The following is a 24,924-nucleotide window of genomic DNA, read 5'->3' on the forward strand; positions in this document are numbered from 1 at the left end:
ACGGCCGCCGGCCCCTACACAGGAACCGACGGCCGGCCTCGTCACGCCGCGCGGGGCATCACTCCTCGGAGTCTCCTCCTTCGAGCTCCTCCTCCGCGGCGACCGCATCCTCCACGGCACGCAGCAGCTCGGCCTGCGCCTCACCGTAGGCCTCGTAGTCGCCCTCATCCAGGGCAGCCTGCGAGTCCTGCATCGCCTGGCTGGCGCGGGAGAGCGCATCGTTCAGCCGCTGCTGGGCGTCACCGTCCGGCGCCGGAGTCGTCTCCTCCTCGGCAGGCTCCTCCGCCTCCTCGGTCTCCTCGTCATCGGCCGGAGCCTCATCCTCAGGGTCGGTCGCCTCCTCCGGTTCCTCGAGGTCATCCTCCACGGCCGCACCTTCGACACCGGCTCCCTCGGCGACCTCCGCACCGGAGTCACCGCCGAAGACCTGATCGAGAGCCTCAGAGAGACTATCGGCGAAGCCGATCTCCTCACCGTAGGAGACCAGCACCTTCCGCAGCAGCGGGTAGGCAGTATCACCGGTGGACTGCACGTACACCGGCTGCACGTACAGGATGCCGTCACCGGCCGGCAGCGTGATCATGTTGCCGTTGATCACGTCAGAGGCACCCTGACGCAGCAGGTTCAGCGACTGCGAGATCTCCGAGTTGGAGTCGAAGTTCGCCTGCGTCTGACCCGGTCCGGGCACTGCCGTATCACGCGGCAGCTCCAGCAGCCGCAGCGCACCGTACCCTTCCGCCTTCTCGCCATCCTCACCGGTACCGGCGTCGCCGTCGGCGGCCAGGAAGCCGTAGAGCACGTTACGGGTCTGCGTGTCCGCGGTGACCTGCGGGATGAACGTCGACGTCAGCGAGAACGACGGCTCCTCCTCACCGGGAAGCTGCAGCGTCATGTAGTACGGCGGCTGAGCGAGCTCTTCACCGTCGACCGTCGGGTCATCCGGCACCGACCAGGCATCGTTGTTCTCATAGAACGCCCCGGAGTCGGTCACGTGGTACCGGCCCATCAGCTCACGCTGCACCCGGAACAAGTCCTCCGGATAGCGGACGTGATCCATCAGTTCAGCGCTCATCTCCGAATACGGCTGCACCGAATCGGGGAACACGTTCTGCCACGCCTGCAGCACCGGGTCCTCGTCATCCCAGGCGTAAAGCGTCACTGAACCGTCATAGGCATCCACAGTGGCCTTCACCGAGTTGCGGATGTAGTTCACCTGACCCGAGAGCACATCCCCGCCCTCAGTCAGCGCGTCAGTGGTGGCCGACTCCAGCTGCTGCTGAGTCGAGTACGGGAACGCATCTGAGGTGGTGTACCCCTCCACGATCCACTGCACCCGCCCGTCGACGATGGCCGGGTAGATGTTCTGGTCCACCTCCAGGAAGGGGGCGACCTTCTGCACACGCTCACGCGGGTGACGGTTGTAGAGGATCTGCGACTCCTCGTTCATGTCCCCGGACAGCAGCACCTCAGGGGACTGGAACTGGATCGCATAGATCAGCCGGTGGAACAGCCCACCCACATCAGGACCGCCCTCACCGCTGAAGGTATAGGTGGCGTCATCCTCACTCTGAGAGGACGCCGGACGGTCCAGCTCACGCGGAGTCGCACCCTCCGGCGCACCGACGATGGAGTACTCCGGAGAGTTCTCCCCGAAGTAGATCCGCGGCTCGTAGTCCTCATCCGTGGCCAGGTCACCCTGAGTCGGGATGTTCTGCAGGGTGAAATCAGGGCGCCCGTCAGGAGAGACGGTCGAGGCATTGGCCGCGACGAGACCGTAGCCGTGGGTGTAGATCAGGTGCTGGTTGACCCAGGACTGATCCTCAGACACGTTGACCTCGCGGGCCGCGATGACAGTGTCCTCAGTCTCACCGTCGATCTCATAACGGTCGAAGCTCAGGGTCTCCGGGAACGCATAGTACTGACGGAACTGCTGAAGCTGCCCGAAGGCCGCGGAGACCAGATTCGGGTCGAGCAGACGGATGTTCTCCGTATTCGCCGTGTCCTCGGCGAGCGCGCCTTCGGAGACGTCGACTTCGGCGTCGTAGTCAGTACGGTCGATCTCATCGATCCCGTAGGCGAAGCGCGTGTTGTCCATATTCCGCTGGATGTACTCATCCTCCAGCGTCTGCTCCGAGGGCTGGACCTGGTACTCCTGCACCAGGTAGGGGTACAGGGCCCCGCCCACCAGCGCGGTGACCACCAGCATCGCGGCACCGATGATGGAGAACCGCCAGCGGCCGGTCACCGCTGTGACGATGAAGATGATCGCCACCAGCACCGCAGCCACCGCGAGGATCGTCTGGGCCGGGATGACAGCATTGACATCGGTGTAGAGGGCACCGGCCCAGTTCCCGCCCTGGCCCTGCAGAGTGGCGTAGCGGTCCAACCACCAGTTCACGCCCTGGAAGAGCACGAAGAGCGCGGCCGTCACCGCGATGTGCCAGCGCGCGGCCTTCTCCACGACGAACTTGCCCGAGGGCTCGATGCGGATCGCCCCGTAGAGGTAGTGGCAGACGATGCCGGCGATCCCGGCCACCAGCACTGCCGAGACGATGAACCCGTTGAGGAAGGCCAAGAACGGCAGGGTGAAGACATAGAAGGCGAAGTCCTGGCCGAATACCTGGTCCGTCTGGCCGAAGGGCTCCTGGTTGAAGAACAGCAGCACCGTCTCCCAAGCACCGGAGGCGGCGGTACCGGCGAAGAGGCCCAGCAGCGCCGGCAGACCCAGCATCAGCAGACGACGCATGGAGGTCAGCGTGGACTGATAACGCTGCACGGACTCGTTCATCTGCCGGTCCAGCGTCTGCGGACGGTTCCGGAAGGCCACCCACAGGCTCAGCCAGACCAGCACGCCCATGATCAGGAAGGCGACCGCGCCGACGCCCCACCGGGACAGTCGCTCGGTCCAGAAGATCTCCGAGTACCCGATCTGGTTGTACCACTGGATCTCAGCGTAGAAGCCGGAGAACAGGACGAAGGCACCGATCAGTGCGGCGATGATGACGATGGTGATGACCAACGCCGACGGCCGGCGCGGACCCTGCCGCCCGGCGCTCTGACCGGAGCCGCCGTCGCCGCCGGAACCGTCCGATCCGCCCGCTCCCCTGTTGCGGTCCGAGTTGCCGGAGCCGAACAGGCCGGAGCCACCGAAGGGGTTCTGGGAACCGAATCCCTGGGAGAAGCTCACGTATACCCTCTCTTCGCCGCGACCGTATCCCCTGCCTCGGAGTCCGGCGCGAGTGTGCTGCTGTGCGTGATGGTGAGTATTCGATTGTTCGTCTTCAGTTGTGTCCATCTTCAGTTGTGTGCGGCCAGCTGCGCTGCCGGCCGCGGAAGTCTTGATACTGCCCTATTCAGCTGCTGCGCCCGTGGCGATATCGGGATACCGGGGCTGCGACCGGTTGTGACCAACCGGCTGTGGCCCAGGGCCACATCATGTCCCGCAGGCCTCCAGTCCCTCCAGATAGCCCTGATCCTCGTCGCGGACCGCCTCGACGATCTCCCGAGCCTGGGAGACCGAGTCCACGCCGTAGACCTCGACCCCCGCAGGAATCCGGCCCTCGAGCTCCGCACAGTTGTCCCGCGGAGACAGGAAATGCTCGACTCCCTGCTCCCGCGAACCCTCGACCTTCTGCGCGATCCCGCCGATCGGCCCGACGGTCCCATCAGGGTCCACCGTCCCGGTGCCGGCCCAGGAGACGTTTCCGGTCATGGAGTCCTCCGTGAGAGTATCCACGATTCCCAGGGCGAACATGAGCCCCGCGCTGGGCCCGCCGACGTTCTGAAGCTGGATCTCGACGTCGACGGGGAAGTCGAACTCCCCCTGAAGCATGACGCCCAGGTAGTGCTCGCCATCGGCCTCCTGGTAGGTGGGGACCTCCACATCGAGCTCCTCACCGCCCCGGACCACGGTCAATCCTACCGATTCCTCGGCGGCCTCGTTGACCACGGTGCGCAACCCTTCCAAGCCGGTGATCGGCTCGCCGTCGGCCTCGAGCACCTGGTCATCGGGCTGCAGCAGGTCATCGACCCCGCTGTCACGCGCCTCCGGGGTGAAGTCGACGACCTCCAGAGCCTGGGAGTACTCGACGTCGAGCTCATCCAGCGCCGCCGCCAGGGCCAGGTCCTGGGAGCTGGTCATCGCCGCCGTATTGAACTCCTCCACTTCGTCCGCCGTCGTCCCGCTGGGGTAGACCAGCTCCTGCGGGGTCATATCGATGCTGGAGGAGAACCAGCCGCGCACCGCATCGGGCACCCGCACAGTGGAGGTGGGGGCGCCGTTGACGTAGACGGTGGTCAGGTTCAGGGCGCCATCGGTCTCGAAGGTCTCCCGGCCGTCGACAGTGATGATCGGTTCGCCGTCGCTCTCTCCGGTGGTGTTGAACAGCGGGCCGGGGGCCTCCGTGATGTAGGCGCTGGGCGCCATCAGAGAGGCCAGCGCCAGGATCAGCGCCCCGGCACCAGCACTGAACTGCACAGTACGGCGCAGGGTCCAGGGGGCTTGGGGCACGTCATCGGGGACGTGCTGATCCAGGGCATGCTGATCGACCCCCGGGGGCGGGGGCTGATGCGGCGGCTGATGAGGCTCAGTCATGATGATCGCTGGTCATTGTCGCACCTGAATCTGGACGCGCTGCGGCGATGACGCTGTGCGTCCACCGGCCCATCCACTCCAGTCCGTCTCGCCAGCGCGTCCACCCAGCGCGAACTGCACCCCCAGTCAGGGACGCAGCCTCTGCCCGCGCAGTAGGCTGGAATCTCCAGAGACCATCGAGCCGCCAGACGCCAGGGAGACATTGCGATGAACGCCGAGAACTCCGACCGACACGACGGCGAGGGCCGCGAGGACGGCCACGATCCGAACCAGGATGCGATGGAAGAGATGTTCCGGAAGCTCTTCGGCCAGGGCGATGACGCCCCCGGTGGCGAGTCTTCCTCTGACGAGTCCACCACCGGCGATTCCCGCGGCCCCTCGATGGGCTTCACCGGACGCCCGGGCTCGAACAGCGGTGGATCCCCGCAGGGCCAGGGCGGCTTTCCGCCCATGCCGGAAGGCTTCGATCCGACTCAGATGGGGCTGCCACCGATGGACCCGCAGATGATGCAGCAGATCATGGGCCAGGTCCAGTCGATGTTCACGGCGATGCAGAGCTCCTCAGAGGAGGACCGCCGGGGCCCGGTCAACTGGACGATGGCCAAGCAGGCCGCCCGTCAGGCCGCCGCCGGTGATGACCCTTCCGTCTCCCCGGCGGAGTCCCGCGAGATCGACGAGGCGCTGCGTCTGGCGGATATGTGGCTCGATGCGGCCACGACCTTCGAATCCACCGGTCAGCTGGGCCGGGCCTGGTCGCGTGCTCAATGGGTGGAGGAGACCTTCGACGCGTGGAAACAGCTCACCGAACCGGTGGCCGAGTCCATCTCTGAAGCCCTGTCGAAAGCGATGAAGGACCAGCTCGGCGACGGCGATGCTCTCAGCGGCGGTCTGCCGCCGGAGCTTCAGGCCATGATGGGCGGCGCCGGGGCTGAGCAGCTGACCGGCATGCTGGAGCAGATGGGCGGTGTGGCCTTCGGGATGCAGCTGGGTCAGGCCGTCGGCGAGCTCTCGAAGGAGGTCCACTCCTCCTCGGACATCGGCCTGCCGCTGGCCGGGAAGAACACGATGGCGCTGCTGCCGAAGAACATCACAGAGTTCGGGCACGGGCTGCAGGTCGAGCGTCGAGAGGTCCTGCTCTATCTGGCGCTGCGCGAGGCGGCCAGGATGCGGCTGTTCTCGCAGTCGCCCTGGCTCGAAGGCGATCTCTTCTCCGCGGTGGCCCAATACGCGGCGGGTATCCACATCGATACCCAGCGCATCGAGGAGGCCGCCTCCCAGGTCGACCCCTCCAACCCGGAATCGATGCAGCAGGCCATGCAGCAGGGCCTGTTCTCCCCCGAGCGGACCCCCATGCAGGAGGCAGCTCTGCGGCGGATCGAGACCACACTGGCCCTGGTGGAGGGCTGGGTCGACGACGTCGTCTCCCAAGCGGCGGAGCATCTGGAATCGTTGGCGGCACTGCGTGAGACCATGAACCGCCGCCGGGCCACCGGTGGTCCGGCCGAACATGCCTTCGCCGGGTTGGTGGGCCTGGAGCTGCGACCGCGACGGCTGCGTGATGCCGCGGCACTGTGGGCGCATCTGCGCGAGACCCTCGGGGTCTCCGGCCGCGATGAGGTGTGGTCCCACCCCGATGTTCAGCCTGAAGAGCAGGACCTCGACGATCCGCAGGGCTTCCAGGCCCGCCGCGCCGAGCGCGAGGCGGAGTCGGCGAAGTTCGAAGAGGAGCTGCAGAAGCTGCTCGACGGCGGATATCACGGCGGGGAGGGTTCCGAGAGCGAGGCAGATGACGCCTCGGAGTCAGGCCCAGACGGCGACTCCGGCGGAGACTCCGACCGCAGTTGAGGCGACGACTCCGGGGCCGAGACCGGCTCCGGAGCCGCTCCGGGCGCGGGTGGGGGTGGCTCCTCCGCTGCACGGTGGCGGTCCGAGGCCATCCGGCAGGTACACTCCGGGTGCCGGCCGATGGGCTGTTCGGTCACCCGCCCGTCCGAGTCGACGCGGAGGACGTGATCAGCCATGGCCGGGCGCACCCGCCCGGTGAGCAGCACCTGGATCTGACGCGCGGTGAGAGCCGCGACGATCGAGGCCACGCCCGGCGCGAGCCGAGGCTGCGTAGAGGCACCGGCGCTGGGAGTGTTCTCTGGCTCCACAGCGGCGGCGCCGTCCTCCTCAGCCCCGTCACCCTCCTTGCCCTCCTCACCGTCCTCACTGTGGCTCGGCCGTCTCGCGTCATCGGCCAGATGCAGCTGCCAGCACTGAAGGCACAGCCCACGGGTCGGCGCTAGCAGCGGTCCGATCAGCGCTCCCTCGGACATCAGGCTGATCGGAAGCACCGCCGGTGACAGCTCCGCCGCAGCGTGCAGAGCACTGATATCGGCCGACGGGGAACGGGTCTGCAGCGGCTGGCAGAGCACGTGGAGGTCGGCACCGTGGACTCTTCCATCGGGCGGGCATTCGAAGACCGCCGTCTCAGGGTGACGGCGTGAGAGAGCCTCCCGTACCGCTTCGGCTCGCGGCTTCCCGGTATGCCGGGAGTCCTCCCGTCCAAGCGTCCCCGAGACGCCAGGTACCCCATCAGCGCCCGCGAGCTGAGAATCCTGCACGACGAGTGTCCCGAGTCCTGCCTCAGCCAGCTGCTCGGCCAGGGAGGTTCCGACCTCGCCCAGGCCATCAATCCGCACCCCGGCCAGGCGCATCCGCACCTGATCCTCGCCGGTGGGGTACAGATCAACCAGCCGGTGCCGCCAGAGCTGCTGGACGGCATCGGGAGCCTCAGCCGCCGGAATCCCCCGGCGGAGGGCCTGGAGCACGGACGCCGCGGCCATACCCGGTGCGTTGAGCCGCAGGGCGATCCCTGGACGCCTGAGCCGCAGAGTCTGCTCATCGAGGACAGACGCCTCGGCGTCTGGACGCAGCCGATAGCTGCGCAGCGCCTCCTGAAGCACGGGCGGATCCACCGTGTGCTCCTCCTGCCCCTCGGACAACGCCGCCTCAGAATCCTGCCTCACCGCGGCGGCAGCCTGTGTCAGAGCAGTGCCGGCCTCCGCCGCCGGTGGGGGCCCTGACCGGGAAGGGCAGAATCGTGGGCAGAAGCATGGGCAGAAGCATGGGCAGAGGGCTGATGGGCTGAGGGCCGACGGGGAGGGAGCTGAGGTGTTGTTGCGGTGCGTGGCATGGGCCTCATCCTGGCAGCTGTGCGCCGTCATCGGCGTTCGCTCTCCACAGGCCTGCCCGTTCTCCACAGTCTGCACTGCCCAGAGCCCACACATCGGCTCGGTAGTCCTAGAATGAGCTGGCCCGAGAATCGTCGGTGGGCTCAGCGCCGTGAGCAGTGCACCGTCATGGCGGCCCGTGGCCTGCGGCGAGTGCCGGTGCAAGTGCGCGCTGCTGAACGTGCCCGCACCGGCTGACCTGAATCTCTGACACGAGCGGAATCCGATGCAGCAGCATGAACATCTTGAGGTCGACGGTGAACCGGTCCTGGTGATCCGGTCCTCGAATCGCAAGCGCACAGTGAGCGCAGACCGTGTCGACGGCACGCTGCGACTTCGAGTGCCGTGGCGGCTCAGCCGCTCTGAGGTCACCCGGTACACCCGGCAGTTCCGAGCCACACAACAGCGCCGTGACGCCCGGAACACCCGCAGTGACCAGGCGCTGCTGACCCGGGCCAGGGAGCTCAGCGCAGAGTTCCTCGACGGACAAGCCCAGCCATCCTCCGTGCAGTGGACCGATCGGCAGCGCACGCGCTGGGGATCGACCACCTCAGCCGACGGCGCGATCCGGCTCTCCGCACGGATGCAGACCATGCCCCAATGGGTGCAGGACGCGGTGCTCGTCCATGAGCTGGCGCATCTGCTCGTCCCCGGCCACGACGACGCCTTTCGGCAGCTCGTCAACCGGTACCCGCACACCGCCGAGGCCGATGCGTATCTGGCAGGGGTCAGCTTCGGGTGGAATAACCCCCGCCTCCAGGGCTGAACGCGCAGCAGCCTGCCGGTACCCCACCAGACCAGCACACCTGCTGCCGCTGAGCCGCCAGCGCCTCTGCTTCAGCGCAGCCCCAGCAGACGCGCCCCGTTGTCCCACAGCACTGCCCGCAGCCAGTCCGCACCGGGGCTGATCCTATGCAGAGCGCGCAGCTGCTCGGCATAGGGGTAGGGAATATTGGGAAAATCAGTGCCCAGGACGATCTTCTCGGCCAGGGCCGGAAGCCGATCGAGGTATCCGGCGGGGACGGGAGCAAGCGCCTCGGTGAAGTCAGTGAAGACCATCGTGGTGTCGAGGTGGACGGCCTCATACTGCTCGGCGAGGTCCGCAAACTCGTGGTATTCGGGCATCCCCATATGCGCGATGATCAGCGGCAGCCCCGGGTGCCGCCGCAGAACACGGCGCACCGGCTCGGCCCCGGTATGCTCTCCCGCCAACGGCGCCGAGCCGGCATGCAGCACCGTGGGGACGCCCGCCTCCGCCAGAGCAGACCACACCGGCTCCAGCAGCGGGTCCTCAGGGCTCCACCCACCGACCTGCACATGTGCCTTGAACACTCGGGCACCGGCGGCGATCTGCTCGGTGACATACTCTGCGGCCTCCGGCTCCGGGTGGAACGTGCCGGTGAGGACGACATCATCGTGCGCCCGAGCGAACTCTCTGGTCCAGGCGTTGAGCCAGGCCGCCATCGACTGACGGTGCGGATAGTTCAACGGCACGACGGCCGCGACACCCAGCTCACGCAACAGCTGCAGGCGGCGCTGCTCATCGGTCCGGTACGTGATCGGCCAGCTGAGACCGTAGTTCTGCTCGGCCGCGTCGAAATAGGCCCACACCTTGTCCAGGACCTGCTGCGGCATGAAATGCGTGTGCACATCAGCCAACCCGGGGAGGCCGAGATCCCCCAGAAAGCGGGGCACATCGGCGTCATCCGCCGGTGGGCTCACACTCTGTCTGTCCGCCTGTCTGCCGGCTTGTCTGTCCACACGTCCTGGGCCCGCCACGGCACCAGGTATGACGGCCCCAGGTGTGACAAGGGGATCAGGTATGACAAGGGGATCATCAGCGTCACTGGACACGGTCATGCCCTTCCTCGACCGTCTCTGCCTCGTGTCCCCTCGGCTTCGCGCTCGAGTAGCTGGCCAGCTGCTCTTTGACCTGTGCCCCGTGCTTCTCCAGCTTGCGCGGGCCCACCCCGGGGATGCGCAGGAACTCCTCATCAGTGCGCGGGCGGCGTTCCGCGATGACTTCCAGCGTGGCGTCGGTGAAGACGACGAAGGCCGGGACCTCCATCTGCTGTGACACTTCGGCCCGCCATTGGCGTAAGTGTTCGAAGAGCTGCTCATCATAACGGGGCGGGCAGGTGGCACAGCGGCGTCGTTTCACCTCGGTGCCGTCGGTGAGCACGGTGCCGCAGCTGGCACAGGTGACCGCACGCTTCGCGGGGCGGGCGTTCGGGCTCAGCCGACCACCCGAGGGGGCGATCCGGCGCGTGGGCTCCTCCATGCCCAACTCCCGGCGCAGCGGTCGCAGGAACCTCGACGGGCTGCGTGTCCCCCGGCCACCGGAATGCCGTGCGCGCGCCGAGGTCATATACAGATGCCGGCGGGCGCGGGTGATCCCGACGTAGAACAACCGCCGCTCCTCGTCGACCTCCGCCTGAGTCTTGGCGAAGGTGATAGGCATCAGCCCCTCATTGAGCCCCGCGAGGAAGACGGCATCCCACTCCAGGCCCTTCGCCGAGTGCAGCGAGGCCAGAGTGACCCCCTCCACAGTGGGAGCATGCTGAGCGGCGGAGCGCTCCTCAAGCTCAGTGAGGAACTGACGCATGGTCAACTCCTCGCGCTCAGCGTGGAGATCATCAGCCAGGGCCACCAACGCCGACATCGACTCCCAGCGCTCCCGCACGGCCCCGGTCGACTGCGGAGCCTCTTTGTGCCACCCGTGGGAGGAGAGGACATCCCGGATGATCTTCGGCACCTCATCCTCAGACTCTGCGACCAGCGCGGAGGTACGCAGCGCCGCCATCGCCTCACGGACCTCGGCACGGGAGAAGAACCGCTCGGAGCCGCGCAGCTGATAGCTGATCCCCGCACTGCTCAACGCCTGCTCGAAGACCTGGGACTGACCGTTGGTGCGATAGAGCACCGCGATCTCGCTCAGTGGTGTCCCGGCCTCCTGCAGAGCAGCGATCTGTTCGGCGATCCACCCGGCTTCAGCGTCGTCATCCTCGTGCTGAGTGATCGACGGCCTCGGCCCGTGCTCGCGCTGGGACACCAGACGCAGCGGATCCGGCCACGGTGCCGGCTCCTTCAGCCGGGGCTGCTCGCGGGTGCGATCAGCCAGCAGCACATTGGCCAGCTGGACCACCTGCGGGGTCGAGCGGTAGTCGCGGATCAGCTTCACCACCCTGGCCTCGGGATGGCGCCGGGTGAAGTCCAGCAGGTAGTCCGGTGTGGCCCCGGTGAAGGAGTAGATGGTCTGCGCCGCGTCACCGACCACGCACAGCTCTTCACGGCCGCCGAGCCAGAGGTCGAGCAGCCGCTGCTGCAGCGGGGAGACATCCTGGTATTCATCGACGACGAAGTGCCGGTACTGTTGGCGGACCTGCGCGGCGACCCGCTCATCGTCCTCCAAGATGCCCACGGTGAGCAGCAGCACATCCTCGAAGTCGATGAGATGCCTGTCGAGCTTGAGGTCCTCATAGGCCTGATAGAGCTTCACGAAGCTACGATGGTCCACTCCCCCGGGCTCAGCACGCTCCGCCGAGGCCTCCAGATACCCCTCCGGGGTCAGCGTGGAGACCTTCGCCCATTCGATCTCCGAGGCCAGATCCCTCAGCGCGGCGCGATCTGTGGTCATCCGCAGGCGACGGGCGGCCTCCGCCAACAGCCGGACTTTGTGATCGATGATCTCCGGCATCGTGCCGCCGACGGCGACCGGCCAGAAATACTGCAGCTGACGCAGGGCCGCGGCGTGGAAGGTTCGGGCCTGCACCCCGGGGGCGCCGAGGGTGTTCAGCCGCGAGCGCATCTCAGCCGCAGCCCGGGCGGTGAAGGTCACGGCGAGCAGCCGGTGGGGATCATAGACTCCGCTGCGCACTCCATAGGCGATCCGGTGCGTCACAGCACGGGTCTTTCCCGTACCGGCCCCGGCCAGGATGCACAGCGGACCCTGCAGACTCGAGGCTGCTTCGCGCTGTTCGGCATCCAGTCCTGTCAGCACGGCCTCAGGGGACGCCGGATCGGGGCGGAACTGCGCGGTGGATTCGGCAGCGGTTCCAGGTGTCATCGGGGGATCTCACCTTCGGCATCGGGCAGCTGACCGCCGTACCAGTGCTCGATCAGCGCGCGGGAGATCGAGGAACGGGAAGGAATCCACACGGTTCCGGCGGACACCTGCTCATAGAGCTCCTGGCGAGTGAACCACCGGACCTCACGGATCTCTTCACGGTCTGGGCGAGCGTCCTGCGGCTGGGAGGTCTGAGCCTGGTAGCCGAGCATCAGAGACCGTGGGAACGGCCAGGCCTGCGAGCCCAGGTACTGCAGCCGATCCACGGTGACACCGGCCTCTTCAGCAACTTCTCGGACCACGGCGGATTCCACCGACTCACCAGATTCGACGAATCCGGCGAAGGTAGAGAACCGGTGGGGAGCCCACCGGTAGGCCGAACCGAGCAGGATCCGGCCGGCGTCGTCGACCACTGCGGTGATCGCCGCAGGGTCGGTCCGTGGGAACGTCTCGGTGCCGCAGTGCGGGCACCGGCGCATCCACCCCGAGTTGCGGACCTCCGTGTGGTGGCCGCAGCGGGTGCAGTGCGGTGAGGAACGGTGCCAGGTGGTCACGGCCACCGCCTGGGTCAGCAGGGCGGCGTCGAGTGCGCCGAGCCGGTGACCGATGTCGCGCAGGTCGAGCCATTCGGCCTCGGCCAGCGGGCCGCTCGACTCCTGGGCTGAGGGCTCCGGGAGAGGTGATTCGGCGGAGAGGGGCATCTCCGCCTCAGCGGCGGCTCCGCGGGGCGTCCCGCTGAGGGAGACGGCCAGCAGGTGGCCAGGGCCAGCTGTGTTCTCCACCGTCGAGGCCTCGGCAGCCTCGCCGCGCAGAGAGCCGAGATAGACGGCGGTCTCGGGCAGTGCTGCCCTGGCGGGGACGAAAAGCAGGCGATTCTGCCGGGTGGGGGCCAGGCCGTCACGCAGAATCAGCACCTGGGTGTCCGGCAAGGACCAGACGTGCTCCAGCCAGTCATTGCGCTGGCGCTGCTGGTCATGACGGTGCAGCCCCATATCCGCCAGCGGTAGCTCGAGCGGGCTGGGACGGTCCGGCTGGTCAGCCTGCGGGTCTGGTGTGGGCATGGGTCCACGGTAGCGGGCAGCCCTGACATGTGTCCTGAGGCGGTGAGGTGATGAAGAGGTGATGGGCGGTTGTGATGGTGAGACCGGAGGTATCTTCGGAGGTGTCTTCAGGGCATGATTCAGCGCGTCGGCAGGCGCCGATCCGGCCCTACAGCCTAGGGTGGTGTCCGTGCGATGGACTTCGATGGAACTGGCGGCTCTGGCCACCGCCGCCGTGCCCGGGCTCTCCCCCACCGGTGTGGCCGCGGCCGCCGATGATGCCCGTGCGTTCTCTTCTGCGGTCATCACCGATGCCGAGGGCAACCGGTGGCGGGTGCGCTCGCCCCAGCATCAGGAAGCGGCCATGCGGTTGGAGACGGAGCTGCAGGTCTTGCGCGGCTTCACCGCCGCAGTGCGTGCCGAGCTGCCCTTCCGTGTGCCCTCGGTGGCCGGTGCGGTTCGGCGCGGTGAGCTGCGCACTTTCGTCTACAACCATCTGCCTGGGCGCTCTCTGGACCTGGACGAGCTGACCGCGCAGTCCGAGCACCTCGCCGATGATGTCGGACGCACGATCGCCGCCATCCACGATCTCGATACTGCAGTGGTGGATCAGGCTGACCTGCCCCGGTATTCGGCGGAACGTTTCCGGCAACGGCGCCTGAATGAACTGGATCAGGCAGCAACCACCGGGCAGATCCCGGCGAGCCTGCTGCGCCGCTGGGAGCACGCCATGGAGGAGCGCGAGCTGTGGGACTTCACACCGGTGGTCACTCACGGTGATCTCCACGAGGACACGATGCTCGTCGACGGTGAGCGCGTGGTGGCAGTCACCGGATGGACCGATCTGCACATCGGTGACCCGGCCGATGACTTCGCGTGGCTGACGGCGGCCCCGGATCTCGATTTCTCTGAGGCTGTGGTGGAGGCCTACGGGCGTCATCGTCGCGGCGAGGCGGACCCGCACCTGATGCGCCGCGCCGCGCTGGCCGCTGAGTTCGCCCTGGCCACATGGTTGGTGCGCGGCAAGGACGCCGGCAACCAGGAGATGGTTGAGGAAGCGCTGGAGCTGCTGCGGCAGTTGGACGATGACGTCGAGGCCCATGGTGGTCAGCCCATCTCGCTGACACCGATCGGCGCCTCCCCGGATACGGGTGTCTCCGCTGCGACTGCGCAGGAGCAGGCCTCCGAACCTGCGGCTGAGGTGGCCACTCCGGTGGCGACGTCGGGACCCTCCGGGCGTGCCGTCAGCGCTCCCACCGCGGACACTCCCGATGAGCCGACACTCGCCGGTACTGACATCAGCGCCCAGGACGACGTCCCTGATGACCCCACTGAGGAGCCCACAGACGAGTCCACTGACGAGAGCAGTCCCGACGAAGACACGGCAGACGTCGAGCCCGCTGCCGAACCTGCTGCCGAAGGCACCTCTGAGGCACCGACAGGCCGCATCTACCCTGTCCAAGAGGACTCTGAGGGCGACGATGAGCCCGCCGTGATCACTGATGCCTCGCTCGACGAGCGGTCGGTCATCGAGGCAGAACCCGACGAGACACCGGATCCTGACGCCACGCCGGACTCTGACAACGCTCCAGATCTTGACGACACGCTGGACCTCGACGAGGCACCGAAGCTTGACGAGACGCCGGACCCGCAGACACCGGACCCACAGACGCCTGGCTCCGCACCCACGGAGTCGGGAGATGAACCAGATGATGAGACGGATCTGCTCTCTGATGACACCACAGAGATCCAGACCGTCAGCGAGGCACCGGCGCCCTCGGAGACCTCCGACTCCATCTATGAACGGCACCCGGGTCTGCGCCCACCCGGCGTCTAAGACACCGTCCCCCTGCGCCTTCCGCTCACTCTGCAGATCCGGAGCCAGACTTTTCTGAGTGATCCGGGAATTCTGCGGTCCGCCGCGCCGTTCGGAAATCGATGTGCCGTCACACTCCGACGGCCATCATCGCTGGGTGGAGTACCGGGCAGAGGCGGAACAGCAGGCAGACGCGGAGTAGACGCGGAGTACCAGGGAGAGACTGTGCAGACTTCGGAGCAGGATGCCCCACAGGGCGCTGAGCAGCAGGCGCACCAGGAGACCGCGCTCTCCCGTGGCCGCATCGCGCTGGCCATCGTGGCGCTGTCGATGGGCGGATTCGCCATCGGCGTCACCGAATTCGGGATCATGGGCCTGCTGCAGGAAGCTGTGGCTGACCTGGACATCACCATCCCCCAGGGCGGTCACCTGGTCAGCGCGTACGCGCTGGGGGTCGTGGTCGGAGGCCCCGTCCTCGCGCTCTTCGCGGCCAAACGCGAACGCCGAGCATTCGCGCTGATGCTGCTCGGGGTCTTCGCCCTGGGCCACGTGGCCAGCTTCCTGGCCCCGAATTATCAGACGATGCTGGCCGCGCGGTTCATCTCCGGACTGCCCCACGGCGCCTATTTCGGAGTGGCCGCGTTGATGGCGGCACAGATGGCCGGGCCGACACGGCGAGCCAAGGCCATCTCCGCTGTGTTGGCCGGTCTGGCAGTGGCCAATGTGATCGGTGTGCCGGTGGTGACCTCGATCGGGCAGATCTTCGGCTGGCGGTGGATGTTCGCGATCGTGCTCGTCCTGGCCCTGGCGACGATGATCGCGGTGCGGGCCTTCGCCCCCCGTCAGGTGCCCGCGGCTGGCGCCTCGATGCGGGGCGAGCTGAAAGGCCTGCGCAACCGGCGGTTGTGGGTCGGAGTGGCCCTGGCCGTCGTCGGGTTCTCCGGCATGTTCGCGCTCTACTCCTATATTTCTCCGGTGATGACCGATGTGGCCGGCCTCGATGCGCAGTATCTGCCCTTCGTGGTCGGACTCTACGGGGTGGGGATGGTGATCGGGAACTTCCTCGGCGGCTGGGCGACGGATAAGTCCGTCCTGGGCACTGTCATCATCGCGATGAGCCTGGTTGCCGTGTTCCTCTTCGCCTTCGGGCTCAGCGCCGGGGCCCTGATTCCGGCACTGCTGTTCATGGTGCTGGTGGCGGTGACCTCCTCGATGCTGAGTCCTTCGATGCAGACGCATCTGATCGATACCGCTCCGAACGCGCCGAACGCCGCCGCCTCGATCCACCACTCCGCGTTCAACGGAGCCAACGCCCTGGGCGCAATCCTCGGCGCGCAGGTCATCGCCTGGGATTGGGGACTGCGCGCACCCAGCATCGTCGGCGGTGTGGGTGCGGTGATCGGTGTGTTGATCGCTCTCTACGCAGTCAAGCTCACCCGGGACGAAGAATTCAGGCGAAGAAATTAGGCGAAGAAGCGGCGGGCTCGACGAATGACCTCTTCAAGTTGGTCGGCCTCCGGTAGATGCTCGGCCTGCACCACGCGAGCGTGGTCGATGTAATAGAACGCGGCCGAAATGTCCTCCAGGGCTACGCCAAAGGTGCGGCTGAAGGCCAGTCGATAGATGGCCAGCTGCAGCTGCTTATTCTCCAGATCATGCGGCACTTTGCCGGTTTTCCAGTCGACCAGCTGCCAACTGCACTGTGCCATCGCCGCATGGCGTTCCCCACGAGGCAACCCCTGCCAGCGGTCGAAGTCAGAGACCTCCACGTCGGTCCCGTCGGGCTTGACCCCGAAGACCGCATCGATACGTCCGTTGATCGTCACACCATCAACGGAGGTCATCAGCCCGATCTCCATTGCCGCGATCTGACGAGCACCCCACGGAGAGGTTTCCACGGAGGCGCGGACCTTCTCGATACCGAATTCACGGCTCACGTGTTGGTCGCCCTGCAACGGATCCTCGATCCCATCCAGTCCAGCTCGGTGACCGTAGTAGTCCTCGATGAATCCGTGGACGGCTGTGCCCCGGCGCATCACCGTAGAGGGTTGCTTCGGCACCGGGCGGCGGTACCGCTCAGCCACCTCCTGCCCATCGGCATCTAACTCAACGAACCGCGACGTCGACATGATCGCCGGTAATTCAGGGGCGCCTAGCGGCATCCGCGAGGCCAAGAAACGATCCACCGCCCACTGGGCTTCCTGTTCAACGTCAGAGACCTGCGTCTGCTCTGCCGCACCCCCACCTGGGTGACGGCGCCTATCTGACTCGTCAGCTCCCCCATGACTGCTGCATCCGGTACCCTCGCCGGCCATGAGCCCGTGCACGCGGGAGGCCGCAGCCTCCACAGCCGGACGTCGGCTCACCACAGGGCTGTCCTCGCCCATCGGCCTGCGCACCGGCACCCGCCAGGGTTCTTTTTCGTAGCGTTCTTCTGTCACCAGGCGCAAGGGCGTCTGCGCCAGGGGGTCGAAGGGCCACACGCCCTCCCACAGCTGAGAGGCTTTCGGATTCGGCTCCTGTCGGAAGTCTTTGACCTCTGCGAAGAGCTCCTCGTCCTCGCTGGTCTCGATATCCGGCGAGGACACCTCAGATGGCAGGGACATCTCGCGGTCTTCCCCGCTGGCAGGGTCCCGCACGATGAAAGGCTTCACTCCCTCAACGGCCGCTAATTCGCGGAGGAACTGCGAGGGGATCTGCCCGGTCTTGGTCGCCCCGTAGAACCGTGCCCCGGTCACCAACAGAAGGCGCTCGGCTCGGGTGACCGCCACATAGGCTAACCGCCGTTCCTCTTCCCGACGGAACATCGTCACCTGCTCGGCGAACGTCAGCACGGGAGCGTCCTCGTCGAAGCCCCGGCGGGCCCGGACGGACTCACGCCAGCGCTTCGTCTGGCCCGCACTGGCCACACCCAGCGCGGCTGACCAGAACGCCACAGACGCTTCCTGCCGGCTCTCCCACTGCGGCAGGCTCTCCCGGTCTCCTCGCAGCGGCCACGGAAGTGCTCCGTTGGAACCTGTCCAACGGTCTGAGGCGTCGCTAGGGAAGATGCCCTCCCGCAGACCGATGACTGCCACAATGTCCCATTCCAAGCCTTTGGAGGCGTGGACGGTCAGCAGCTGCACCGCCCCGGGCCTCGGTTCAGCGGCCGCCAGCCCTAAACCTCGTTCGCGCTCCTCAGCGGCATCCAACCAGGCGAGGAATCCCTCCACATCACTGCTCTCTGCTGCCGCTGAGGCAAATCCCCTGGCGTGGTCGAGCAAGGCATCGAGCTGCCGGCGGGCGAGGTGTTGGGAATCACCGGGCCGGACCAGCACTTCCACCCCCAGGCCCGTCACCTCGATCACCCGTTCGAGCAGCGTCGGAATATCCAGCCCCGCCAGGCGTCCCAAGATGCGCAGATCCTGCTTGGCCCGCACCAACCGCTGATGGCCGTCGGTGGTGAAGGCCTCAGCCTGCGGGTCACGGGGGTCTGCGGGCACGGCGAAGAGTCCTTCCACCAGAGAGGCCAGCTCCGCGGCCTCTTTCACTGGTTCTTCCGCCGGGGCGGTCTCCGCTTCAACAGGCTGCCGAGCCATAAGCGTTCGTGCCGCGAGACGATTGAGCTGCATGAGATCCCGCGGACCGATCTGGTACTTCGGCCCGGCCAGCAGACGCAGCATGGCGTCACCGCGTGAAGCGTCAGAGATCACTCGCAGATAGGCGATCACATCGGCCACCTCGGGAACCTCTAACAGGCCCGACAACCCGACGAATTCATAGGCCACAGCACGGGCGTCGAGTTCACGGGCGATGCCCATCAGATGCTTGCGGGTGCGGGAGAGCACTGCGGCCGTCGGGGGTGGGGAACCTGCACCCGACGATGGTTCACCTGCGCCCGCCGGTTCGGCAGACGCGGCAGCCAACTCTGCGGCAATCCGATCTGCCACGGCAGCGAACTCTTCGTCGTCAGAGGGAAACCAGCCACAGCGCAGCTCCCCCGGCTCGGTCTTGCCCGCAGTCAGCGCTGAGATCCGTTTCTCGTCCTGTTTGTACCGCTTCCAGTCTGGCGCTGTTCTTCCCTGTTTCTCCCGCAGGGGGGCGACCAGCCGGTTAGCCGCATCCAAGATCACTGTGCCGTTGCGCCATGCTTTGGTCAGCTGCAGGGTCCGTGGCGCACACCATTCACCAGAGTCGGCATCCTGCCGGGTAAACCGATCGACGAAGCTAAACAGCTGACCGGCCGAGGCTCCGCGGAACCCATAGATGGACTGGTTGGGATCCCCCACCGCCGTCACCCCCGGACCTTCCGAGTGAGCGAACAGTGCCGTGAACAGCTCCAGCTGGGCGTGGGAGGTGTCCTGGAACTCATCCAGGAGCACCAGCCGATACTTCGATCTCTGCTGTGCGGCGGCATCGGTCTCTCGTACGATGCGTACCGCATTGACCAGCAGATCTCCATAGTCCATGACCTGCCGCATCCGTTTCCGCTGCTGATACGCCTCCACGACGTCGACCACATGACGACGCACCGCGAGGTTCGTCAACAGCTCCCGGTCCTTCACGGTGAAGGCCTTCTTCGCCCCACGGACCTTCTCCTGATCCATGGCCAGAGTCTCCGGATAGTCGATCTCTGCGGTCAGGAACCGACGGACCTCCTCGGGATCGTCGATCAAGTGCTCGGCACATTCTGAGGCCAACGTCAGGGCATGGTTCGCCAACGTCGAGATGCTGACGTCGAGCTCAATCAGCTCCTCGCGGTGGGCCGAGGCATAGTCCCGCACCACGGCGGTGATGATCTGCCAGGCTTCCGCCTCGGTGATGACACGCGTCTCAGGTTCCAAGCCGATCTGCAACCCATACTCCTGGACCAGAGCGTGGGCGTAGGAATGATAGGTCGAGACCTCGGGGGCCAGCAGATCCATCACACCGTCGATCCCGACCCCGCTGATTCCGGCCTCATCCGCACCCAGCAGATCACTGACTGCGATCACCCGCCGCTCCTCGAGCCGTTTCAGCTTGCCGATCATCCGCTCACGCAGCTCTGAGGCAGCCTTCTTCGTGAAGGTCACCCCGAGCACCTCGTCAGGCTTCACCGCGCCGATAGCTACCTGGTAGACCACTCGGTCGGCCATCGTCGCGGTCTTGCCGGAGCCGGCTCCGGCCACCACCAACAAGGGATCGAGCCCATGTTCAATCACCGGCGTCTGCTCAGCAGTCGGTAGTTTGAAGGACCCTTCCAGCGGATCATGGAGCAGTTCTAGCAGGTCATGAGCTGAGTACTTCCGCATGTCAGGAGCACCAGGGACAGAGCTGGTCGTCGTCATCGTCTTTGCTTCCTCACTCGGCTATCTTCGCTTTCTCACTCGGCGATCTTCGCTTCTTCACTCGGCGATCGGCTGGGTCACGGCGCGCCCGCTGGCACAGATGGGGCAGAGCACTCCGGCACGGCACTGAGCACCCTCGGTATGGTGAACGCTGAACTTCCCGGCGGTGACGGTCTGCGCGGCCTCGATGAGGGCGAGATCAGGCCAGGCCCCGGCTCCGGCGGGCCAATCCTCAGCCGATGGCACTCCGCTGACGGCCTGCTGACGGTATTCGATACCCTCGACCTTCGCGAGGTCCTCGCCTAGGAAGACCAGCGCCGCACCAGCTGTCTCCCCGGTGATCTCCACGTCAGTGCCGTCATGGCGCGCTGTCTTGTGGTCCTGCGGTGTCCTGACCAGCTGCTGATAGACCCCCAGCTGAGCATGTCCGCACAGTTCGCAGTCCTCGGGCGCCGTCTGGGAACTTCCCTTCGGATGCTTGGCACAGCGACGTGGGGTCCTGGTGCCGGTCTTATAGTCGACGATGTAATACTCCCCGTCCTCATCGACTTCGAGCCGGTCTATCGATCCGGAGACGGTGATCTCCCGGGGCGTGCCACGCACCGGAAGCTGCATTCCGGCGGTGATGTGAACCTCAGAGAGCAGGTGTTCACGGCCGGCCTCCTGCGCAGCGTGGATGTACCAGGCCAGCCGCCCCATCATCTGCTCCGCCCGCGCGAAACTCCGGCTGCTGTCATAGCTCTGCGGGTCCAAGCCCAATTCCCCCCAGCGCTGGGCCAGGACAGCACGCAGAGTATCCGCGGTATCCAGCAGGGAGGCGCCGGGTTCCGGCCGGGGATGGTCCTCTGCGATGGAGTGGATGAGTGTCCCCAGGTCACGGGCTTGATCGGTGGTCGGCGAACCTCCTACGGCGTCGATGAACCACTCCAGGGGCCGGTTCTGGGCCTTCTCCACAGCTGAGGGAGAGAGCCTGAGGGGAGCGCCGGCGTCGAGTTCCTCCTCGGTGATCAGTGCGGCGAACCGGGCCGGATCCACCAGCCCCCACCAGTGCTGCGGTGCGGCCCCGGTGATGGTTTCCCCCGTGGCTTCGGCCCGGGCCTGCCCCAGGATCGCCAGGGCTCGTGCGGCCTCCTCAGCTTCCCTTTCCTCGGTCTCCTTCTCCTCTTTCTTCTTCTCTGCCGTGTCGCTCATGTCGCTCAGCTCGTCCGGACCACCCAGGTCAGTGTTTTTCTCGGCCGGTTCCCCTCGCGCCGCGGCCCGGCCTGCGTGGGCCTCCACTGTGCGGCGCAGCTGCGCCACTAACGTCGGTGCCGTCATCGGCCGCGGCCGCGCCAACTCCGCCGATGTCCGGAGAACCGCGGGGACAAGAAGATCGATCAGCAGGCTCGGTGTCTCATCGGTGCTGGTGATACCGATGCCGACCAGCCGCCGTCGTGCCCGTGAGACAGCAGCGGCAAAGAGTCGGTACTCGTCCTGGAGCACCTGCATCCGCTTCGCACGCACTGAACAACTGCCCCGGTCCGCGGCGCCGGAGACCATGTCCACCAGCACCGATGATCCCAGCAGCTCGCCACGAGGAGTCAGGTTCGGCCACACCCCGTCCTGCATACCGATGAGGATGACGGTGTCGAACTCCCGGCCCACAGCCGTGGCAGGAGTGAGCACACTGATCGCCTCGCGAACTGTGGAGGTCTCTGCCAAGGTATCCATCGGCAGTTCCATCTCTTCGATATAGGTCACGAAGTGCTGGATGCTCTGCCCCGGCAACTGCTCAGAATACCGTTCGGCCGCCTCGAAAAGCGCGACGACGGCGTCGAGATCCCGGTTCGCCCGCCGGGCCGGCTCCCCTCCGCCCTGGGACTCCGAGACCCAGCGCGCCTGGCGTGCCGAGGCCTGCCACAGGGCCCACAGCACCTCACCCGGACCGGCGCCCGGCTCCTCCGCTGCTTCCCGGGCGGCCTGGACCATCCTGACCAGACGCTGCAGCCCCCGCAGCGCCCGATGCTCAGAGGCCATCAGCAGCTGGGTCACGGGGTCCTGGGGCTCGTTCACGGCGGCCACGAGCAACTGATCAGAGGACCGCGGCTGCCCAGCCGCACCCTCACCCTCAACCACCTGTGTACGTTCCATACCGAGCAGCAGGCGCCGGATCCGCCGCATGGTGATGGCATCCACCGCACCGTAGGGGCCAGAGAGCAGAGCGAGCACTGCAGACAGATCAAGATGGTCACTGGGCACTGGGTGGGTGACGGTTTCTGGGTTCGCTTCAGTATCTATCCTGCTGTCAGATTCTGCGCTGGTGTCAGGTTCTGCGCTGGTGCCGGATTCTGCGTTTGCCACGGGTGCTGTACTGGTCACCGCACGCATGAGACGCAGCAAAGGAGCCACAGCGGTCTCCTCACGCAGCACGACCTCGCTCATCGACCGTGCCACGGGCAGCCCTTGGCCGGCGAAGAGCCTCGACACCTGATGGACAGCAGCGCCGTTGCGGGCGATCACCGCGATCTGGCCTAAAGGCACTCCGGCGCCATCGACGCCCCCGCGGTGATGCCGCTGCAGCACTTCCTGAAGGATCATCTGTTCGGCATGCTGCTCGCTGCCGACGATGCTGACTGAGACACCCAGAGCAGAGGTGTCGACGTCCTCGGGGAAGTTCCGCCGTGGCCCCGGGCTCAGACGCGCCTGCGAGGCGTGCTGATGCTCATGTTGCTCCTGAGCCTGTTCTGCCCATTCCGTGCGCCGTTGTGCCGCTAGCTCCGCCCAACGACGGCGGTACGGCAGCGGATCCCCGACCGATCCGATGCGTTCGACCACGCTGCCGTAGACCTGCGCGATCTCCCGGCTCATCCGGTGGTCCACAGTCAGGCTGAGGACCTCCGGCTCCTTCCCCACGGCAGGGTCCTCCGGCCGCATCGAGCCACGGCGCCCTCGTGCGGCCACACCGGCAGGCAGCAGGTGGTCATCGCTGTCTCCGGTCCAGTTCGCCATCAGGTCCGGGCGGGCACCACGGAATCCCTGAACGGCCACGTCAGGATTCGCACAGGCGATGACGGGGCCACCTGCGCCGATCAGCCGCAGCAGCCGCCAGACATTGGGATTGGCCTCCTGGACGTCATCGACGAGGATCAGCCGCAGGCGGTGACGTTCCCCGGCCAACAGCTCCGGATGATCCTCCAGCAGATCACAGGCGCGGGCGATCAGCCCGGAGGGGTCGAAGGCATGGGGCGCCTGCTGACCCAGCAGATCGAGATAGAGCCCGTAGAGTTCACCGGCAGGTTGCCACGCCGCATACCCGGGACCGCGCCCGGCAGCGGCGTCCTCACCCCAAGCGATGAGCTCCTCCGGGCTCACCCCGTATTCTGAGGCGCGATCGAAGAGTTCACGGATCTCCTGACGGAATCCGGCAGTGCCCGCAGCCAAACGAAGATCCACGCGGACCCTCTCGCGCTCAGTGCCGGCAGTGGCCGGGTCCACCACCCGCCACTGCACGTCGGTCTCCTGCGCACTCAGCAGCGCGGCGATCTGACGGTCCTGTTCAGCACCGGAGAGCAGACGTGGTGCACGGTCCGTGAAATCGAGCAGCCCCCGGCGTCTGGCCTCGGCGATGACGGCGAAGGCGTAGGAGGCGAACGAACGCGAGGGCTGATCCGTGAGCGTGCCATCCTGGGGGTCCTGAGCCCAGCGAGACTCGATGGCATCTCGCAGCCGCGCCGAAGAGGTCCGCGAGGGTGAGAGAACCAACAGCTCATGGGAATCGTGACCGCTCTGCAGGAACCGCAGCGCCAGGTGGGTGATCACCGTCGTCTTGCCGGTGCCGGGACCGCCGAGCACCAGCAGCGGACCGTGCGCCCCCTCGGCAGCCTTCTCCACGACTCGCTGTTGATCCTGGTCAGGTGTGAAATCCGGGGTGGAATCAGGAGTGGAATCGGGGGTGCGTGCGTCCTCGTGCTGTCCCATGGGTCCATCAAATCAGACCCCTATGACATGAGTTCGTCGCCGAGGCTGTCAGTCGGACGCGCTACGGTGAATCCATGGAGAATCCCGCGTTGTTCGACCTTCCCCCTGCTGCCGCCTCCTGGCACAGCGGCCGTCGCATCGGTTTCGACCTCGAGACCACCGGCCGTGATCCGCGTACGGCACGGATCGTCACCGCTGCAGTCGTGGAATATCACGCGCAGGACGCCGCAGAAGCAGGGAACGCCACCGCGCAGCAGGACGCGGAGGCACAGCCCAGCACCCCGCGCGTCGTGGAGTGGCTGGTCGACCCGGGAGTGGAGATCCCCGCGGAGGCGAGCGCCGTCCACGGCATCAGCACCGACTACGCGCGCCGCCACGGCACCGCCGCGGCCGAGGCGGTGCCGCAGATCCTGCACCGTATCGTGGAGGAGCTCGACGCCGGCACACCGGTCGTGATCTTCAACGCCCCGTATGACCTCTCCGTGCTTGCCGCCGAAGCCCAACGCTACGGCGCAGATCTGCCGAGGGCCAGGCCCATCATCGATCCGCTGGTGCTCGATAAGCAGGTGGACCGGTTCCGCCGCGGCAAGCGGACTCTGGGGCATATGGCCGATCACTATGGCGTCGTGCTCGACGACGCCCACTCCGCTGCCCCGGACGCGAAGGCCGCCGTGGAACTGGCCGACGTGCTCGCTCAGCGTCACCGGCAGCTGCAGATCCCAGCCGAGGAACTCCACGACCTGCAGATCGGATGGAAGGCCGAGCAGGCGGCGTCTCTGCAGGAGTACTTCCGTAAGACTCGACCGGATGCGCACGTCGATCCACGGTGGCCGATGTGAGTCCTATGCGATACGTTGTGAACGAGTCGGTGGCTGTCAGCGGCACCGCGCTCATCGGTTCGTCACCGCTCTGGAGCGACGCAGGCCCCGG

Annotated in this window: 13 protein-coding genes; 5 read left to right on the plus strand and 8 right to left on the minus strand. The window is 66.6% G+C overall.

Annotation, left to right across the window (positions count from 1 at the left end; all coding sequences use genetic code 11):
* Window positions 1–58 precede the first annotated feature (58 nt).
* Both RIL96_RS00985 and RIL96_RS00990 read right to left on the minus strand, forming a co-directional pair.
* The gene (locus tag RIL96_RS00985; protein ID WP_310547127.1) at window positions 59–3,187 is read right to left on the minus strand and encodes a UPF0182 family membrane protein; all 3,129 of its coding nucleotides are present in this window, start codon (window positions 3,185–3,187) and stop codon (window positions 59–61) included.
* A 246-nt stretch (window positions 3,188–3,433) separates the two neighbouring features.
* Window positions 3,434–4,594: a YlbL family protein gene (locus RIL96_RS00990; RefSeq protein ID WP_310547128.1), complete on the minus strand. Its 1,161-nt coding sequence runs from the start codon at window positions 4,592–4,594 to the stop codon at window positions 3,434–3,436.
* Window positions 4,595–4,801: 207 nt separating this feature from the next.
* On the opposite strand from RIL96_RS00990, the gene RIL96_RS00995 reads away from it, so the two are divergent.
* On the plus strand, window positions 4,802–6,439 hold the full coding sequence (locus tag RIL96_RS00995) for a zinc-dependent metalloprotease (protein ID WP_310547129.1): 1,638 nt from the start codon (window positions 4,802–4,804) through the stop codon (window positions 6,437–6,439).
* On the opposite strand, the gene RIL96_RS01000 is transcribed toward RIL96_RS00995, so the two are convergent.
* Window positions 6,349–7,605 carry a hypothetical protein gene (locus tag RIL96_RS01000; protein ID WP_310547130.1) on the minus strand — a complete coding sequence of 419 codons (1,257 nt, stop codon included), beginning with the start codon at window positions 7,603–7,605 and terminating at the stop codon, window positions 6,349–6,351. The two genes, RIL96_RS00995 and RIL96_RS01000, sit on opposite strands and share 91 nt — an antisense overlap.
* Window positions 7,606–8,035: 430 nt before the next feature.
* Here RIL96_RS01000 and RIL96_RS01005 point away from each other — a divergent pair, with 430 nt between their 5' ends.
* Window positions 8,036–8,575, plus strand: coding sequence for a M48 metallopeptidase family protein (locus tag RIL96_RS01005; protein ID WP_310547131.1), 540 nt, complete (start codon window positions 8,036–8,038; stop codon window positions 8,573–8,575).
* Window positions 8,576–8,646: 71 nt separating this feature from the next.
* Here RIL96_RS01005 and RIL96_RS01010 read toward each other — a convergent pair whose 3' ends face one another.
* From RIL96_RS01010 to nudC, 3 genes are all read right to left on the minus strand, one after another.
* Window positions 8,647–9,531, minus strand: a complete 885-nt coding sequence (locus RIL96_RS01010) for an amidohydrolase family protein (protein WP_310547132.1) — start codon at window positions 9,529–9,531, stop codon at window positions 8,647–8,649.
* 121 nt (window positions 9,532–9,652) lie between these two features.
* The gene (locus tag RIL96_RS01015; protein WP_310547133.1) at window positions 9,653–11,875 is read right to left on the minus strand and encodes an ATP-dependent DNA helicase UvrD2; all 2,223 of its coding nucleotides are present in this window, start codon (window positions 11,873–11,875) and stop codon (window positions 9,653–9,655) included.
* Window positions 11,872–12,936 (minus strand): NAD(+) diphosphatase, encoded by a 1,065-nt coding sequence (gene nudC, locus RIL96_RS01020; protein WP_310547134.1) that lies wholly within the window; start codon window positions 12,934–12,936, stop codon window positions 11,872–11,874. The genes RIL96_RS01015 and nudC overlap by 4 nt, the downstream gene beginning before the upstream one ends.
* Window positions 12,937–13,105: 169 nt before the next feature.
* Between nudC and RIL96_RS01025 the strand changes: the two genes are divergently transcribed.
* Together RIL96_RS01025 and RIL96_RS01030 are read left to right on the plus strand one after the other, a co-directional pair.
* Window positions 13,106–14,752: a phosphotransferase gene (locus tag RIL96_RS01025; protein WP_310547135.1), complete on the plus strand. Its 1,647-nt coding sequence runs from the start codon at window positions 13,106–13,108 to the stop codon at window positions 14,750–14,752.
* A gap of 204 nt (window positions 14,753–14,956) precedes the next feature.
* Complete coding sequence (locus RIL96_RS01030; RefSeq protein WP_310547136.1) at window positions 14,957–16,198, plus strand: MFS transporter; 1,242 nt, start codon at window positions 14,957–14,959, stop codon at window positions 16,196–16,198.
* On the opposite strand, the gene RIL96_RS01035 is transcribed toward RIL96_RS01030, so the two are convergent.
* Window positions 16,195–20,001, minus strand: coding sequence for an ATP-dependent DNA helicase (locus RIL96_RS01035; protein WP_310547137.1), 3,807 nt, complete (start codon window positions 19,999–20,001; stop codon window positions 16,195–16,197). The genes RIL96_RS01030 and RIL96_RS01035 overlap by 4 nt on opposite strands.
* Window positions 20,002–20,094: 93 nt before the next feature.
* Entirely contained in the window at window positions 20,095–23,994 is a 3,900-nt protein-coding gene (locus RIL96_RS01040) for a PD-(D/E)XK nuclease family protein (protein WP_310547138.1), read from the minus strand.
* A 74-nt stretch (window positions 23,995–24,068) separates the two neighbouring features.
* On the opposite strand from RIL96_RS01040, the gene RIL96_RS01045 reads away from it, so the two are divergent.
* Window positions 24,069–24,833, plus strand: a complete 765-nt coding sequence (locus tag RIL96_RS01045; RefSeq protein ID WP_310547139.1) for an exonuclease domain-containing protein — start codon at window positions 24,069–24,071, stop codon at window positions 24,831–24,833.
* Window positions 24,834–24,924: the final 91 nt, after the last annotated feature.

The organism is Nesterenkonia aerolata, assembly GCF_031470965.1.
Taxonomy (GTDB): domain Bacteria; phylum Actinomycetota; class Actinomycetes; order Actinomycetales; family Micrococcaceae; genus Nesterenkonia; species Nesterenkonia aerolata.